This window comes from Aliidiomarina maris (assembly GCF_003987335.1).
Taxonomy (GTDB): Bacteria; Pseudomonadota; Gammaproteobacteria; order Enterobacterales; family Alteromonadaceae; genus Aliidiomarina; species Aliidiomarina maris.
Map to the genome: position 1 here is coordinate 1 of NZ_PIPK01000010.1, position 16,602 is coordinate 16,602.

Here is a 16,602-nt window from a genome sequence, read left to right on the forward strand (position 1 = left end):
CATCAACAGCCAACGATGACAGACGAAGCAGGCTCACTGGCTCAGAGATTTGGTATTGGCCGCTCACGCGGCGGCCAATAAAAAACTAATGCCTATTGACAGGACGAAGGCTCATAGGTGTTATGCCTTGTCCTTCTTTGCAATCACAGCCTTAAGAGCTGCTGACGTTTTTGTTTCTTATAATCAGATAACAATTGACCATTAAAATACGATGCCTAGAACATAACGCAATCTGTCATGAAGAATGATTACAGACTCTTCACTTCCACAATTACTCATTTAAAACTTGCTTCGATATAAAAAAGTTAACACTGATCATATTTGCATTCTTTAATCTCAAACTCGAGTGTTGAATGCCCGATGGAGAATTTTTGTGCAAGCGCTGTTTTTAATTCACCCTTCACTTTATCCAGTTGTGAATAATCAGAAAGTAGAACATGAGCTTCTAATGCATTCTGATGCTCGTCAAGTTGCCAGATATGTACGTGATGAACATTGATAACATTTGTTACCTGCTGCATGGCTGTGATGACATCATCAATAACAATGCCCTCCGGTGTTCCCTGCATCAGGATATGAATGGTTTTTGGTAACATCGTGGCTGCCTGGTACAAAACATACGCGGCTATCAATAATGTTATTAAGGTATCACTCCAGTACCACTCATAAAGAAGGATCAGTGTACCGGCAACAATAACACCCGCTGAGGCCAGCGCATCCGATACATTGTGCAAAAAAGCGGCACGGATATTCATACTGTGCTTAGACATAGTAAAGGTAAGAAACGCGGTTGCCAGATCAATCACCAGCGCAATCGACGCCACAATCACAACCATCCAGCCTTCAATAATCTGTGGTTCGTAGATTCGCCATAGCGCTTCATAGATCAGGTACAGCCCAATCAGGACAAGTGTGACTAAATTAATTAATGTAGCAATGATTTCAGCGCGTTTATAACCAAAGGTTCTGAAATGATCGGCCGGTTGACGACCGATCTTTCTGGCGACCCAGGCAATGAGCAGTGAGGCGGCATCACTGAAGTTATGCAGTGCATCAGCAATCAGTGAAAGGCTGCCCGATAGAATACCACCGACGACCTGGGCTAATGTCAGGAGCATATTGATAGCGATGGCGAATCCCAGGCGGCGATCACCTATTGATTCAGTGTCGTGGTTATGCGAATGCGTATTCATTGTGTACCTATAAAGAAAAAGATTTTGTCGTTCGACTGGAAAGATAGGCATGTGCTTCCCGCGCATCCAGCTCTCGTGTACTATTACCTGTGCGTACCATAAGCCGTGCTACGCTGTCCTCATGATAATAAACAGGTTCAACAGCGCTCTCGACAATGACGCGACAGATGGTTTTATTTTCGATATCGTGGAACCGGCAATGAAGTAATGCGCAAGCGTTTCCTCCCAGACTGGTTTTAACCGTATCCATCAGTGCACGTTCGAAGCCGTCTCTATTTTTGTGCTTCAATGTCTGGAAGTCAGAGTCGATGCCAATGATATTGCCGTTGTCCTCAACGCCGATCAGCAATGTACCGCCTTCGCGATTTAAAAAACCGGCGATGGCTTTGATGACAATCAACTCAAGTGCGCGATTCGTTCGCTGTTGTCTTACATCCCAACGATACGTGGATTTGAATTCAAGATGCTCACTTTCGCCTCTGGCAATCAATAAGGGTAATTCTTCAGCAAGCTCGTGTTCCAGATAGCGGACAAGATTTTTTTGGCCAGACAGTCTTATATGGTACAGACCGAACAATAGACCAACAATACCGCCAAGCAGTGCAAACACAAAGCTCATAGGTATTAATTCAAACTTGAATTCAGTAATTAAACGCTGAATCAAAAACTCTATCGGGCTGTTACCCGGAAATTCGATTAAGCCCTTGTATTCGTACCAGAATACCATTGTCGTCAACGGATGTAATAGAAGCACGCCTATTATTGCACCAATAATAAAATGAAAAAGTAAGATCCATTTTTTTTGATTGATTAAACTACCTGATGAGTATGTCATCTTTCTTTAACCACCTGTTTGGTTGATTATTCTCTTGATCTGGAAATCCAGTGTATTGATTCATCGTGGCTTGTGCCTCACCCCGGTGCGTGGACACTTCTGCAGCTGCAAAAACAGCTCTTGCATAGGCTTACAGTCTTTGCCTAAATCCTCGAATGCGCTCGCCGTGTTTGTAAGAACCACCCCGATTCCAAAGGTTCCAACGATAGCCGCTGATTTTAACTTTTTATATTCGCTCCTTCTTGAGGGTTAATGGGGCATAACGCCCCGCTAATGTGCGCCGCTTGCGGTGTCACTTTTAAGCGGCTTGTTAGCCGGCATTTAAGACCTCTTTCTGTAAAGCTTCTTGAGCAAGCTTATTAACGCTTTTGCCCTTTACTTGCGCCGTAATAGCAAGTTGTTCGTGCAGTTCCGGAGGAATCCTTAGATTAAATTTGCCCGAGTAATGACGCCGCGGTTCAATGCCCTTTTCCTCACAAACGTCCAGGAACACACGCAAAGACTTCTTGAACTCTGCCCGAAGTTCTTTAGGGTTGCGGCCGTAAAAATCCGCACCACCATTTAACCCCAGAATCTCACCTCTGAATGTATCCAGCTCAGAATCATATTCAATTTTGGCGTGATAGCCATCATATGTCATTGTGTTCATGGCGATACCCTATGCTGCTTTAACCACTTACGAATACTAGCCACAGCACCTTTGTCAGTGCTTGGACTTGGATGAGGACGGTGAAATACTCGAACCTCATCGAACAGCACCACAGCAACCCGGCTACCTTCACGCTCACTAACCTCCGCACCAAGCTCGACGAACAATGCCTCAATGTCACGCCATTGAACATTTCCACTCACAGGGCGGGCAAAAATAGCCTCTAAGGTTCTCTGATGCTTTCGCTTCATATCTAAATAGTACCACTTATTAGTACCAAATCAAGAAGATCTAACATTGGTTCGGGACTTGAGGAATGACGGCTAACGCCCCGCTAACGTGCGCCGCTTGCGGTGTCACTTTTAAGCGGCTTGTTAGCTGCTTCTGCTCGCAAACGCTCCACTAACCAGACTTTAATAATCGATTGGCGAGTAACACCAATGCGAGCGGCTTCTCGATCAAGCGACTCTACCACCCACGCGGGAAAGTCGACGTTGATACGCTTCGCTTCTTGATTCACTCGCCGTGCAGTTTTAACATCCAGATCGTCAATAATGTCATCTGCACCTTCATCAAACTTGGCATCAAAATCTTTAGCTTTCATACAGCTCTACCTCTCTTTTGCGCGAGCGCCTAACCGAAATGAGACGAATTGTCTCACCTCGGTAAGTGATAACAGCAGACCAGTGCTTCATTCCAATAAGACCAATAACAAGGTAACGAGGCTCATCCGATGATTCTGCCTGCACTTCCAGTAAATCCTGGTCTCCCCATAACGCCTGGGCATCATGGAAATCGATTCCATGCTTGTGGAGATTCACCTGACTCTTTTCATTATCAAACTCAAACGTATCCATGAGTATAAACTATTCCTTTTTTACTCATTTAGCAAGAAAGCTGAAATGACCGGCTGCTAACATTTGTATTGTGAGCACGCACACTATCCTCAATACACCGTGCATGCGTAATAACTAGCAAACCGTGCATGCACACTAACTAGTAAATTAGCGGCTACAGCCCTTAGCTTGCCTAAAGTTCATCAAAACTAACGCGCAAGACCACGCAAGCTGCCTAAGCGAAAACAAGCAAAAGGGAGTAAACCGAAACGAAATAAGAAAGGCTCTTCCATGAGGAAACTACGTGAGCGGGATCTTGTGCAGCTGTGTTGGAGCTGCGTTCGCTTCGCCATTATCCTTCGGCGCGCGTTTTATTATATATTTACGTTACAAGATCGTTGAAATTTGAGCAAGAAAAAATGTGCCGAATATCTGTTCAGGCGCATGCTACATAGTGCGCTGTGCACAGCGCATAAAAAAGCCCACACAAGGTTAATGCTTGTCAGTTAAGCTAACGAGCAGCAGGTTTTGAAGGAGGCCGAGTCGGATAACGACTTGGCCTCTTTTTTATCGAGCGTGGGTAGCTGCGCTCTCGCCTTTCAGGCAGGACAAATGCGCTTGCCATGTCCATCATGTTCTTAAATATCTTGGGTAAATTACCGGGGGATACGTGTGCGAACATATGCAGTTGGCCGACCAGGTAAACGGATGCCTGCTTGAAGCTGATTTGGTAAGGCTCAACATCTTTTAAGCTATACGCCATCTGTGCCATCATATAACGTAGTAAATTGTAGGCGAGTAAAATCCCCCACAGCTCTTGTGTAACAAGCTCTGGTCGCTTACTGCGCAGGGTCAATTCGTTGCTCAGCATATACTGTTTCATTTCCCGATAGCCCTGCTCAATTTCCCAGCGATGGGTGTACAGCTCAACAATATCTTCTTGCGGGTAGCGTGAGACATTAACCATTGAGGTGAGGACATCCACTTGCTTTTTGTTTATCTTTTTTGAAACCAGTCGAGCCTGAATGCTGCTCGGTGCTTGAGGCCATTTTTTGCGAGCCTGAGGGGACAGTTTTAACTCGACGATTCTGTCATCATCATTGAAGCTACGTAACACCTTGTATTGAGTGCCCTTTTTAACAGGGATAAGCCAGTGTCGTTGCTCGCCTTTCGACTGCCACGCGTGTAACAGACCGAGCGAGTAAAAGCCCTTATCAAATAAGGTCAATGAGTGGTCTGGCGTATTTTCAATAAGTTGCGCAGCGAGCACCATTTCATTCACATCGACGCTGTCAAACACGGCGCCCGTCGTTAGATGGCTACTGACTTCCATCTGAGTCACCATACGCACTTGTGGGTAATCAGAGGGCTTTGAACCATTCACGGTTCGTCCATAATTTTCATCGTTCTCAGGGGTATCCGGTGTTCGCCATACCGTACCATCCACCGCGAGCATCGACAGTCCATTCCAGTTTGAGGTGGGGAGCTTATCAAACCAAAGCGCATTGGTTCGCTCGAACATCAGTTTCACGACATCAGAGCCTAGACGTTGTCTCGCCTGCACGACTGCGCTTGGCGCGACGTATGGACGTTGCCCAGGCAACATCAAATCTAAATGGGACACTATCTGACGCATCGACATATCACGGAACAATGCCATACCAACCACCGTCCAGACCATTAAGTCCATGGGCAAGCGCCGCTTACGCACCGTGGTAACTCCGGTATCTTGAAGGCACTGCTCAATGAGCTCTGGCTCTAATAAGTCGGATAACTTACTAAAGTCATCTGGTTTGAAGTCTTGCAGGGTTTCGAGGGCTTGGCTAAACAACATAAAAAAATCCGTAATCAGATACCTGATTACGGATTTTGAAGGGTCTACAGGATCGGTCAACTGATCCGTTAAATTTTATTGGCCAACCCTTAACTGATCGGCATTACACACAAGGTGGGCTTTCAATTCAAATAGCTTTGCCAAAGCGGGCAAACATCACCCGCCCCAACCTACCGATAACTATCAATATCCGGGCAGCTGCAAACCAGGTTGCGGTCGCCGTAGACGTCGTCGATGCGGTTAACGCTTGGCCAGAACTTATCGACCATGACGGCCGCTACTGGGTAGGCGGCTAACTGACGCTCGTATGGGCGGTTCCATTCGCTGTCGACAATGTCTGCCAGGGTGTGTGGTGCGTTCACCAATGGGTTGTTGTCGGCTGGCCATTCGCCGGCTGCGACTTTCTCGATTTCGCCTTTAATGCTGACCATGGCTTCAATGAAGCGGTCGATTTCAGCTTTCGATTCTGATTCCGTCGGTTCAACCATTAAGGTGCCTGCCACTGGGAATGACATGGTCGGTGAGTGGAAACCGTAATCTTGTAAGCGTTTGGCGACATCAATTTCAGCAATGTCGGCTTTCTCTTTGAGCGGGCGCAGGTCAATAATACACTCGTGGGCAACCCGGTCGTTGCGGCCGGTGTATAAAATTGGGTAGTGCTCGGCTAGCTTGGTGGCTAAGTAGTTCGCGTTCAAGATAGCTACCTGAGTGGCTTGACGCAGGCCTGCGCTGCCCATCATCGCGATATACATCCACGAAATAGGTAGAATGCTGGCACTGCCGTAAGGCGCTGCTGACACGGCGTGGTTGCCGTGGGCTAAGCCTTCGCCGTCCATCATCACGTGACCTGGTAAGAAAGGTGCTAAGTGCTTCTTCACACCAATTGGGCCCATGCCTGGGCCGCCGCCGCCATGTGGAATACAGAAGGTTTTGTGCAAGTTTAAGTGCGACACGTCCGAGCCAATGTAACCTGGTGAGGTTACGCCGACCTGGGCGTTCATGTTGGCGCCGTCCATGTAAACCTGGCCGCCAAATTCATGGGTAATGTCGCATACTTCACGAATTTTCTCTTCGTATACGCCGTGGGTCGACGGGTAAGTGACCATGGCGCAAGACAAGTTCTCGCCTGCTTCTTCGGCTTTGCGGCGGAAGTCTTCGACGTCGATATTGCCTTTGCTGTCGCAATCAACCACGACCACTTTCATGCTCGCCATTTGCGCAGACGCAGGGTTAGTACCGTGGGCTGAGCTTGGAATTAAGCAGATATCGCGGTGTGCTTCGCCACGACTCTGGTGATACTTTTGAATCGCTAACAAGCCAGCGTATTCGCCTTGGGCACCTGAGTTTGGCTGCATCGACAATGCGTCGTAACCGGTAATATCTAGTAACCAGTCAGACAAGCTGGCGATCATTTGGGCATAGCCGCGTGCTTGCTCTGGTGGGCAGAACGGGTGTAAGCCACCGAATTCTGGCCAGGTCACAGGGATCATCTCAGCGGTGGCGTTCAGCTTCATGGTGCACGAACCCAATGAAATCATCGAATGGTTCAATGCTAAGTCTTTGTTCTCAAGCGATTTAATATAACGCAGCATCTCAGTTTCTGAGTGGTACGAATTAAATACTTCGTGGCTTAAGAAATCGCTGTCGCGCTGTAAGTTCAGCGGCAAGCTTTCGTCGCTGCTGACTTCTGAATCGAGTTTTTCGACGCTCAAACCATGGCCTGGGCCTAAAATCACGTCAAATAAGGTGGCGACGTCGGCTGCGGTTTTGGCTTCGTCTAAGCTGATACCGACCTGACCGTCGTGGTCAACGCGCAGGTTCAACTGGGCGGCGTGGGCGCGCTCGATAATCTCGCTCTTATTGGCACGTACTGCCACGGTTAACGTATCGAACCAAGTGCTGTTGGTCACTTGTAAGCCTTTCTCGGCTAAACCAGCGGCCACGATATCGGTCAAGCGGTGAATGCGCCCTGCGATATTTTTCAGCCCTTCTGGGCCATGGTAGACAGCGTAGAACGATGCCATGTTGGCTAGTAGCACCTGCGCGGTACAAATATTCGAGTTCGCTTTCTCGCGGCGGATGTGTTGCTCGCGGGTTTGCATCGCCATACGCAGGGCTAACTTGCCACGGCTGTCTTTAGACACGCCGATAATACGCCCTGGTAATGCGCGCTTGAACTTGTCGCGGGTGGCGAAGAAGGCTGCGTGTGGCCCCCCGTAGCCCATAGGTACGCCGAAACGCTGGGCCGAACCGAACACCATGTCGGCGCCCATTTCACCTGGTGATTTACATAACACCAGGCTCATTAAATCAGTGGCCACACCGACAACCGCTTTGTGCGCTTGTACTTTGGCGATAATGTCAGTGAGGTCGATTACTTCGCCGTTGTCGGCTGGGCTTTGTAGCAAGGCACCGAACACATCGTGATCAGCCGCTTCGGTCCAATCGCCAACAATGATGTCAAAACCAAACATATCGGCGCGGGCTTTGACCACGTCAATGGTTTGTGGGAATACGTTGTTGGCAATAAAGAACGCGTTCGACTTTGATTTCGCTACGCGCTTGGCCATCGCCATCGCTTCTGCAGCGGCGGTGGCTTCGTCCAGCAATGATGCGCTGGCAAGCTCCATGCCTGTCAGGTCCATGGTCATTTGCTGGAAGTTCAGGATAGATTGCAAACGGCCTTGGGCAATTTCTGGCTGATACGGCGTGTACGCGGTGTACCAACCTGGGTTTTCCAGCACGTTGCGCAGAATCACGTTCGGGGTCAAGGTGTCGTAGTAGCCGGCACCGATAAAGCTGGTAAACACCTGGTTTTTCTTGGCGATGGTTTTGAGCTTTGCAAGGGCATCACGCTCGGTCATGGCCTCGCCAATGTTTAAAAACGGGTCGCGCAAAATGGCGCTTGGCACCGTTTGCTCGGTCATATCGTCAAGTGATGCTGCACCCACAACCTCAAGCATTGCGGCTTGCTCATCGGCACTTGGGCCAATGTGGCGAGCTACAAATTCGTCGTGGCGTTCAAATTGTTCCAGGGTTTTACCGCTCATGTTTCGATACCTTGATTACTAATTGGAACCTTGTGTCAGGCTATGCCTGGCAACGAAAAACAAGGCCCCGGCAAACGCGGGGCCTTGCGGCTTACTACATACTGTCTTATTCGTCTTCGATAGACGCGCTGTAGGCTTCAGCGTCTAGCAAGTTTTTCAGCTCGCTGTCGTCGTCTGCCTTAATCTTAAACAACCAGCCGTCACCGTACGGGTCGTTGTTCACACTCTCAGGCGAATCTTCTAAGTCTTCGTTGACTTCAACAATTTCGCCGCTCAATGGCGCGTAAATGTCAGACGCTGCTTTAACAGACTCAGCGACTGCGCAATCGTCGCCTACCGAGAAGGTATCGCCTTCTTCTGGTAGTTCAACGAATACCATGTCACCTAACAATTCTTGGGCGTGCTCGGTAATACCTACGGTGTAAATACCGTTACCTTCGCTACGTACCCATTCGTGCGACGCCGCGTATTTTAGTTCTGTCGGTACATTGCTCATTTGTGTGTCCTTGTCATCATGCTGATTGTGATTAAATTAGTAAGGTTTGATAACCGCTTCGCCATTTCGCACAAAGGCTGGCTTGACCACTTTTACTGTAACCATTTTCTTGCGCATTTCCACTTGTGCGGTGTCGCCGACTGGCTGTGGCACACGTGCCATGGCAATGCTGTACCCTAAGGTTGGCGAGAATGTACCTGAAGTAATCACGCCTTCACCGCCTTCGACCTGAATTTTAAGCCCTGCGCGCAGTACGCCTTTTTCTTCCATCACCAGGCCGATAAGCTTCTCGGTGCCCTGCTGCTTTTGCTGTTCAAGCGCCCTGCGGCCGATAAAATCACGATCAGCTGGCTCAAAGGCCACGCTCCACGCCATGTTGGCAGCTAGTGGCGATACTTGCTCGTCCATGTCCTGACCGTACAGGTTCATACCCGCTTCAAGGCGCAAGGTGTCACGGGCACCTAAGCCACATGGTTGCACGCCGTTGTCGCGTAACTTGTCCCATGCGCTGACAATCAATTCGTTTGGCACGATAATTTCGTAGCCTTTTTCACCGGTGTAGCCTGTGGTCGCAACAAACACGTCACCGTGCTGCACCCCAAAGAAAGGCTTCATGTTCTTCACTTGGCCGTATTGGTCGTCGCTGAGCAAAATAGCGATTTTTTCTTCTGCCAGTGGGCCTTGCAATGCAATCATCGCTAATTCAGTGCGCTCGGTTACGGCGACGTCGAATTCGCCAGCTTGCTTGACCAACCACGCCATGTCTTTGTCGCGGGTGGCAGAGTTCACCACTAAGCGATAGGCGTCGTCGGCAAAGTAATACACGATAAGGTCGTCAATCACACCGCCGTCTTGGTTCAGCATACCGGTGTATAGGGCTCTGCCTGGTTGCTGCAATTTAGCCACATCGTTGGCAAGTAAATGGCGTAAATAAGGCTTGGCTTCCGGGCCTGTGACATCGACGATGGTCATATGCGAGACGTCGAACATGCCGGCTTGCTTGCGCACCGCGTGGTGCTCTTCAATTTGCGAGCCATAGTTAAGCGGCATATCCCAGCCGTGGAAGTCGACCATTTTTGCGCCGGCCGCTACATGAGCATCGTACAAAGGGGTTTTACTTGCCATTAGAAAATACGTCCGTTATCGCTTAAATTTAACGCGGATTATAGAGTCTCGAGGCAGTGGCAACAAATTAAAAAGACAAATAGTATTATTTATAAGATTAATAATAAGTGCTATAAATTAGTTAAATTTATGCCCAAGCCGCTATTCACACCATGAAACATGTGCCTTCTGACAATTTACGCGCCTTTGTATCGGTGTACGATTTGCAAAGTTACACCCAAGCCGGTGAGCGTTTAGGCCGCTCACAGCCTGCGATTAGCTTGCAAATTAAACGTCTTGAACAACTGCTCAACGCCAGTTTATTAGAGCGCCAAGGCAGTCGCATTCGCTTAACCGATGCGGGCCGCGAGCTTTACCCGTTGGCGCAGCAAATGCTGAATGTAAACGATCAAATTATTGCCCAGTTTACCGAATCGTCGCTGACCGGTGACGTGCGCTTGGGCATTCCCAGTGAATTCGCCTCGACCTTGCTGCCCAGCATTCTGGGCCAGTTTGCCAGCAGTTATCCGCAAGTTGCGCTGCAGGTGACGTCGGGTTTAAGCCGTGATTTACGGTTAGGCGCCAGCCGTGGTCAGTTCGATGTCATTTTAACGGTGGCAGAAAGCGCGCCTGACAATGCAGTACTGGTGAAAACCGACCAGCTGGTGTGGGTGTCGAGCCATGCTGAGAGTAAAGTCAGTGCGCCGTTGCCGCTGATACTGGCACCTGAAGGCTGTGTGTATCGCCGCCGAGCTTTAAAAATGCTCGATCAGCAAGCCTATCGCATTCATTACACCAATAGTGACCTGGCGGGTATTTCCAGTGCGATTCGAAGTGGTTTAGGGGTAAGTGTGCTCGCGCGCTCGTCGGTGCCGATGGAGCTGGCGGAGATCCGCCATAACCAACTGCCTGAACTCGGCACCATTAATATTTACCTTGAGCGCCACGGCCGCCCGAGTGAGGCCGCCGAGAAACTGATGCGCTACATTGAAGATGCGCTGCGCTAAGTTTTAAAGACTGCGCTAAGTGTGAACACCTGCGCTAGCGGTTCGCTTGCTGCAAGAAAAACTGCTTAAGTAATGGCTGCTTGTCGACCAACTTTAAACCCAGACCGCGTACGGCTTTCACCAGTGGGTTATTGCCACGAAACAGTTGGTGGAAGCCTTCCATGGTCGCAATTTGCTGCACCGCAGCGGCTTTACGCGCACGTTCGTACTGGCGCAGCGCTCGCGTCAGTGCTTCGCTGTCGAACTGCCCGTTTAAAGTGCCTAAATCGTTGATTTTCTCGCTGAGTAACTTGGCATCGCCAATGCCCAGGTTCGCGCCCTGACCCGCCAACGGGTGAATAGTGTGTGCGGCATCGCCAACTAACACCTGGCGCTGATGAACCCAGCGCTCGGCATAGCGCATCCGCAGCGGGAAGTTATGCCGCGGCGAGGCTAATTCAAGCACGCCCAATATATTGTCACTGGCGGCCGTCAGTGCATGATTAAAGTCGTCTTCTGACATAGCGTGTAAATCGTTAGCGTCTAAATCGGGGCGGCTCCATACAATCGACACCAGGTGCGGATCATGCAATGGTAGCAGCGCCAGCGGGCCGCCTGGCATAAAGGCTTGGCGCGCAACTTGTTGATGTGGCTGCTGACAACGAATGGTGGCGACCAAACCTTGCTGCTCATAGTCTTTAAACACCACTGGGGTGCCAACGGCCTGACGCAAACGCGAACGGGCACCGTCTGCTGCCACTACCAACTGTGCTAACACAATGTCGCCGTTGCTAAGTTGCAGGCTGGTGTCGTTGGCTTCGTAGCTGGGTTCAACTTGCTCAATGCCGTCGACCACCTGTACCCCAAGGGCTTCTGCACGTTGCCACATGCAGGCTTCGACCACTGCATTTTCAACTATATGACCCAGGTTTGCGACTCCCGCATCGGCGGCGCTAAAGTGAATATCTGCGCCATTGTCGCGGTCCCACACATGCATGGCGGTGTATGGGCCAAGCCGTGAAGTCGGCAATAACTCCCACACCCCGAGTGCTTCCAGCCAATGCTTTGAGCTGCCATTCAACGCACTTACACGCTCTTGCGCGGCGCTGGGTATCTCGCGCTTGGCCTGTTGACGCTCAATCACGATAACCTCGCGGCCTCGCTGTGCAAGTGCTATCGCAAGGCTTAAGCCCACCATGCCAGCGCCTACAATTGCAATCTGGGTACGCAATAAAGCCATTATGCTGCTCCGAACAAGTTACGAAAGCCCATTGCTGAGCGTGCTAAAGGGTAGCCTAAGGCTGGTTGTTTACGCAGCGCCAGCAAACCTAAATTGCGCCCCGCCACTAACGGAAAATGCTGATTCGAAAATATCCGCACTAAAGAATCCGTTAGCCCGGCGATGCGCTGATAATCTTGTTGGCGCTGGGCTTCATAGGCCAATAGATCACGATGCTGTAACCCGCCTTGGTCGCTGTGCCAAGCGCTAGTGACCATAGCCACCAAATCAACCACATCGCGCACCCCAAGATTATACCCTTGGCCAGCAATTGGGTGTAAGGTGTGGCAGGCATTGCCAATTAACGCACAGCAGTGGTGAATCGCGCGCTCTGCCAGTAACAGGTACAGCGGATAACTGGCGCGCTTTTCCACGCCGATAAAACGCCCGGCGCGAAAGCCAAAGGCTTGTTGCAACTGGGCGAGGAAATCATTGTCGCTTAAGCTTTGAATACTGGCAGCATCGCTGCTAGGTACGCACCATACCAGCGCCATTTGCTGCGCTTGAATGGGCAATAACGCAATCGGCCCATGCTCGGTGAAACGCTCGTAGGCCCACCCTTGGTGCTCGCGATCAAGTTGCACATTGGCGATCAGTGCGGTTTGCTGGTAATCATACTGCTGGCGCGCAATCTTTAACTGTTCGCGCACCACCGAGCGGCCACCGTCTGCGCCAATTACGAACTTAGCGCTCAGTTGCGTCGTGGTGTCATCGCCTGTGTGAAGGGTTAAATCGACCCCTGCTGGCTGCTGGGTCAGTTGTTCGAGGCGGGTTTGCATCTGCCAGCTTAAGTTGCTGCAACCCGCGGCAGCTTGTTCAATGGCTTGTTGCAAAGTATGCGCACTGACCACTTGCCCTAGAGCATCTATCTGGTAACGCTTGGCGTGCAAGGTTGCACTACCCGCACCGCGGCGCTCGGACACATGAATATGTTCAATCTTCGCCTGTGCGGTGGCGAGCTTATCCGTGGCGATACCCACAGATTGCAAGCTCAGTAGCGTAGTGTGTGCAAGTGCCAGCGTGCGCGGGTCTTGCTGGCCTGGCGCGCTGCCGTCGAGTAAGGTAATCGCAATGTCGGGGCGTGCCTTGGCAAGCATCAATGCAGCCAAACCGCCGACCACGCCACCGCCCACAATCGCTATGTCTGTTGTATTTGCTGTCATTATTGCTGCCTTAAACCTTACTTCGCTAACTTTGCCCAGCCATTAGGGACTCAATGGCATCGATCTCGACTGGCACGGCTGCGGTTAAATTGTCATGCCCAGCGGCAGTGACTAAAATATCATCTTCAATACGTACACCAACGCCGCGAAGCTCAGGGTGACAGTCGGTATCCGTTGGAATATACAAACCTGGTTCAATGGTAAGCACCATGCCAGCCTTTAATGGCCGCGGGTCACCTGATTGCTTATATTCACCCACATCATGTACATCTAAACCTAACCAATGCCCAAGGCCGTGCATGAAAAACGGCCGGTACGCCACCGCTTTGACGTTCTCCGCGACACTACCTTTTAATACCCCAAGGTCAATTAATCCTTCGGTCAGAATATGCGCGGCAACTTTGTAGGCCTGGGGCAAGGTATTGCCCGGCTTAATCAGCGCTATCGCCGCGCGATGGGCTTTTAATACCCACTGGTACAAGCGTGCTTGCATCGGGGTAAAGCGACCGTCAACCGGAAAGGTGCGGGTAATATCGCTGGCGTAACCTTGGTATTCGCAACCCGCGTCAATCAGTAATAAATCGCCGGCGCGCATTTGGCTGCTATTTTCGGTGTAATGCAAAATACAGGCATTATCGCCGCTACCACAAATAGTGCCATAGGCGGGCCCTGCCGCGCCTTGAAAGGCAAATTCATGATGAATATTGGCCGCCACTTGGTATTCATACATACCTGGCTTGCAGCTTTGCATCGCACGTCGGTGTGCCGCGACCGCGATGGCTGTCGATTGGCGCATCAGCGCAATTTCAGCGTCAGATTTTATCAGCCGCAGCTCGTGAACATAGGGGTTTAGATCAATATGTTGGCGTGGCGCATTGAGGTTACGCGCTGTCGTCACGTGGTCGAGCCAGCGCTGACGTAGCGCCAACTCGTCGGCGTCACATTGCAGCGGCCATACTAAATTGCTGTGTTGCCCAATCACCTGCATCACGCGCTTATTCAAGTCTTTGCTGTCATACACATGGGCAATGCCGGTCAATGCTTGCGCCGCTTCGGCGCCGAGTCGACGCCCATGCCAAATTTCCTGTTCATGGTCACGTGGCAGCACAAACAAGGTTTCGCGAATCGCGCCTTTTGCACTCTTAGTGATACATAACCACGCATCGGGCTCGTTGAGCGCGGTTAAATAGAAAAAGTCACTGCTTTGGCGAAACGGATATTCAGTATCGTTGCTGCGGATCACCAACCCCGAACCTTTAAGTAGCACCACGCTGTTGGCTGGTAATGCTTGCATTAAGGCGCGGCGACGCCGTTGTAACTCGCTGACTGACATTGCTTTTGGCATTAGTGCAAGGTCGTTGGCGCGGCTGTGTGTGGCACCGCTACTTTAGCTAATTCGTTAAAGCACATAATGGCGGTAATGCGCACGTATTCGGTCACTTCGTAATACGCGCGTTCGCCTTCCTCGTCACTGTCGACGTCATCGGATAAGCGCGCAATTTCTGCCATGTCTTGAATCGCTTCGCGCAAATCTTCTGACGCTTGGGCTAAATTCTGCTGGTTCACACCAAAGCCGACCAAGAACGACTGCACCCAAGCCGTCAGCGCTTTCAAACGCTCGCCTAGTGGCTCTTCGTCACCTGGCAGTAGCAGCTGAAAACTGAGCTCAGGGTCAGCTAAGTCGGATGCTATCATGCTATTTAAGTCTTGCAGTAAACTGCGCATGGTGGGGCTAAACGCCTGCCCTTCGTTGGCTAAATCAGCCAATAAACCTAGCCACTGTTGTGCCTCTAAAGGCGCCGCGCTGGCAACCAGGCCACTGACCATGCCGTGCATTTCCGCTGCATTGAGCAGCATGTTTTCGCGCTCTAGTTCTTGATTAAGGGCGTCGAACGCACGGGCGGTTGAATCTGCCATAAATTTTTTCCAAGCCATATCGATTACTCACATTAGAACCCGTATCCTACCACTGCTGGCAAGTTGGAGCTAGCGCGCCCACTTTCAGGCGATGTTGTTAATACCAACTTGCTTGTTAATACCAACTTGCTTGTTAATACCAACTTGCTTGTTAATACCAACTTGCTTGTTAATAGTAGTACAGCTATCCTGCGCCCTATAATGATTCACTGCGAATATTCACTGAGGAAGCCAACATGAGCGGTCAACCCATGGACATTAAATTACTGGATAGAAACTATCGAGTGATGTGCCCAGACGGCCAAGAGAGCGCGCTGCGCGAAGCGGCCCGCCAGTTAGACAAGCGCCTAAGTGAAACCAAAAGTGCAACCAAGCTAAGTAGTGTGGAGCAAATTGCGGTGATGACAGCCCTGAACCTCTGCCATGAGTGGATTCAGGTGCAACAAACCCAAGACAAACACACCGCAGCTTTGGAAGATAAAATACGTTTATTGCAGGGTACTATTGAAAAAGCCATGGGTGAGCGCCACAATAGTAGAGCAGAGTAAGCCTCGCTTAAGACCCGTTTAAACGCGGCGCTCGCGTCGACCAAATTATGTTCCCTGGGGTGTTTGCCAGTTGGTGAGTGTCCCTGAGCCGATGTTTTCAGCATAGGGTCCTGCTTGGTAGTCAGTGTGCAAGCCCGACTTGTATCGGGAAGCCTGCGACTACTCAATTCAGCACCCGCCTTGAGCCAGTGGGTTCAAGGGCTAACACGCAGCAGCGGCACCCTGGGGAGCACCTCTTCTTTTTTAGCGCCTTTTTTCAGCAACTAATCATCTGCCTCGTCGGCGTCTGGGTCAGCCACACCAATATCGAAAATAAACTGATAGCGATCTTCTGGCGACACATACACCATGTAGGAGCGTTTGGCTGCGCCGTCATGGGCCAAATGGTAATACAAACACAAGCGTTGCTTTGACATGGCCGGTGCCACCGCGCCATTGTGGCAGGCCTCGACGCGCTCAATCGCGTCAATCGGCAAGCGCCAGCGCAGTGGGCCGGCACGAATCACTAACTCGTCGTCAATAATATGGTAGCGCGTCGCCATCACTATCCACATTGGCAATGCGGCACCGAGCAAAAACAGCAACAAACCGAGTGGCGCCAAACCCGCCAATGCCAGCAAAGTCGACGCCAGCAGCACCATCAAGGCAAGGCTTACCACCGTCATCAGCAACCAGTTATCGACTTTCGAATGGTGTATTTTGTCCATCAGGG

General features: G+C 50.6%; 17 protein-coding genes and 1 other RNA gene. 3 read left to right on the top strand and 15 right to left on the bottom strand.

Annotation, left to right across the window (positions count from 1 at the left end; translation table 11 throughout):
* Positions 1-305: 305 nt before the first annotated feature.
* From CWE07_RS10450 to gcvT, 10 genes are all read right to left on the bottom strand, one after another.
* Entirely contained in the window at positions 306-1,193 is an 888-nt protein-coding gene (locus tag CWE07_RS10450) for a cation diffusion facilitator family transporter (RefSeq protein WP_058090873.1), read from the bottom strand.
* A gap of 7 nt (positions 1,194-1,200) precedes the next feature.
* The gene (locus tag CWE07_RS10455; protein ID WP_197492679.1) at positions 1,201-2,028 is read right to left on the bottom strand and encodes an AlbA family DNA-binding domain-containing protein; all 828 of its coding nucleotides are present in this window, start codon (positions 2,026-2,028) and stop codon (positions 1,201-1,203) included.
* A 310-nt stretch (positions 2,029-2,338) separates the two neighbouring features.
* Complete coding sequence (locus CWE07_RS10460) at positions 2,339-2,677, bottom strand: type II toxin-antitoxin system HicB family antitoxin (RefSeq protein ID WP_111569925.1); 339 nt, start codon at positions 2,675-2,677, stop codon at positions 2,339-2,341.
* Positions 2,674-2,928, bottom strand: coding sequence for a type II toxin-antitoxin system HicA family toxin (locus CWE07_RS10465; protein WP_111569924.1), 255 nt, complete (start codon positions 2,926-2,928; stop codon positions 2,674-2,676). Before CWE07_RS10465 ends, CWE07_RS10460 begins: the two co-directional genes overlap by 4 nt.
* 83 nt (positions 2,929-3,011) lie before the next feature.
* The gene (gene brnA, locus CWE07_RS10470) at positions 3,012-3,281 is read right to left on the bottom strand and encodes a type II toxin-antitoxin system BrnA family antitoxin (RefSeq protein WP_111569923.1); all 270 of its coding nucleotides are present in this window, start codon (positions 3,279-3,281) and stop codon (positions 3,012-3,014) included.
* Entirely contained in the window at positions 3,271-3,534 is a 264-nt protein-coding gene (locus CWE07_RS10475; RefSeq protein ID WP_111569922.1) for a BrnT family toxin, read from the bottom strand. Before CWE07_RS10475 ends, brnA begins: the two co-directional genes overlap by 11 nt.
* 490 nt (positions 3,535-4,024) lie before the next feature.
* On the bottom strand, positions 4,025-5,347 hold the full coding sequence (locus tag CWE07_RS10480; protein WP_111569921.1) for an IS4 family transposase: 1,323 nt from the start codon (positions 5,345-5,347) through the stop codon (positions 4,025-4,027).
* 170 nt (positions 5,348-5,517) lie between these two features.
* Positions 5,518-8,397 carry an aminomethyl-transferring glycine dehydrogenase gene (gene gcvP, locus CWE07_RS10485; RefSeq protein ID WP_111569920.1) on the bottom strand — a complete coding sequence of 960 codons (2,880 nt, stop codon included), beginning with the start codon at positions 8,395-8,397 and terminating at the stop codon, positions 5,518-5,520.
* A 106-nt stretch (positions 8,398-8,503) separates the two neighbouring features.
* A complete protein-coding gene (gene gcvH / locus CWE07_RS10490; protein ID WP_111569919.1) occupies positions 8,504-8,893 on the bottom strand; it encodes a glycine cleavage system protein GcvH in 390 nt (129 codons plus the stop codon).
* Between the two features lie 36 nt (positions 8,894-8,929).
* A complete protein-coding gene (gene gcvT, locus CWE07_RS10495) occupies positions 8,930-10,018 on the bottom strand; it encodes a glycine cleavage system aminomethyltransferase GcvT (RefSeq protein WP_111569918.1) in 1,089 nt (362 codons plus the stop codon).
* Between the two features lie 152 nt (positions 10,019-10,170).
* Here gcvT and CWE07_RS10500 point away from each other — a divergent pair, with 152 nt between their 5' ends.
* Positions 10,171-11,004, top strand: a complete 834-nt coding sequence (locus tag CWE07_RS10500) for a LysR family transcriptional regulator (RefSeq protein WP_111569917.1) — start codon at positions 10,171-10,173, stop codon at positions 11,002-11,004.
* A 34-nt stretch (positions 11,005-11,038) separates the two neighbouring features.
* Here CWE07_RS10500 and CWE07_RS10505 read toward each other — a convergent pair whose 3' ends face one another.
* From CWE07_RS10505 to CWE07_RS10520, 4 genes are read right to left on the bottom strand one after another with little or no spacing between them, the layout of a single operon-like run.
* On the bottom strand, positions 11,039-12,223 hold the full coding sequence (locus tag CWE07_RS10505; RefSeq protein ID WP_111569916.1) for a UbiH/UbiF/VisC/COQ6 family ubiquinone biosynthesis hydroxylase: 1,185 nt from the start codon (positions 12,221-12,223) through the stop codon (positions 11,039-11,041).
* The gene (gene ubiH / locus CWE07_RS10510; RefSeq protein ID WP_111569915.1) at positions 12,223-13,425 is read right to left on the bottom strand and encodes a 2-octaprenyl-6-methoxyphenyl hydroxylase; all 1,203 of its coding nucleotides are present in this window, start codon (positions 13,423-13,425) and stop codon (positions 12,223-12,225) included. The genes CWE07_RS10505 and ubiH overlap by 1 nt, the downstream gene beginning before the upstream one ends.
* Before the next feature lie 25 nt (positions 13,426-13,450).
* Entirely contained in the window at positions 13,451-14,770 is a 1,320-nt protein-coding gene (gene pepP, locus CWE07_RS10515) for a Xaa-Pro aminopeptidase (protein WP_241974124.1), read from the bottom strand.
* A complete protein-coding gene (locus tag CWE07_RS10520) occupies positions 14,770-15,342 on the bottom strand; it encodes a UPF0149 family protein (protein WP_111569933.1) in 573 nt (190 codons plus the stop codon). The genes pepP and CWE07_RS10520 overlap by 1 nt, the downstream gene beginning before the upstream one ends.
* Positions 15,343-15,578: 236 nt before the next feature.
* Here CWE07_RS10520 and CWE07_RS10525 point away from each other — a divergent pair, with 236 nt between their 5' ends.
* Together CWE07_RS10525 and ssrS are read left to right on the top strand one after the other, a co-directional pair.
* Entirely contained in the window at positions 15,579-15,890 is a 312-nt protein-coding gene (locus CWE07_RS10525; protein WP_111569914.1) for a cell division protein ZapA, read from the top strand.
* Between the two features lie 48 nt (positions 15,891-15,938).
* A non-coding RNA gene (gene ssrS / locus CWE07_RS10530) (6S RNA) lies at positions 15,939-16,123 on the top strand.
* Between the two features lie 30 nt (positions 16,124-16,153).
* On the opposite strand, the gene CWE07_RS10535 is transcribed toward ssrS, so the two are convergent.
* Positions 16,154-16,597, bottom strand: a complete 444-nt coding sequence (locus CWE07_RS10535) for a PH domain-containing protein (protein ID WP_111569913.1) — start codon at positions 16,595-16,597, stop codon at positions 16,154-16,156.
* Positions 16,598-16,602: the final 5 nt, after the last annotated feature.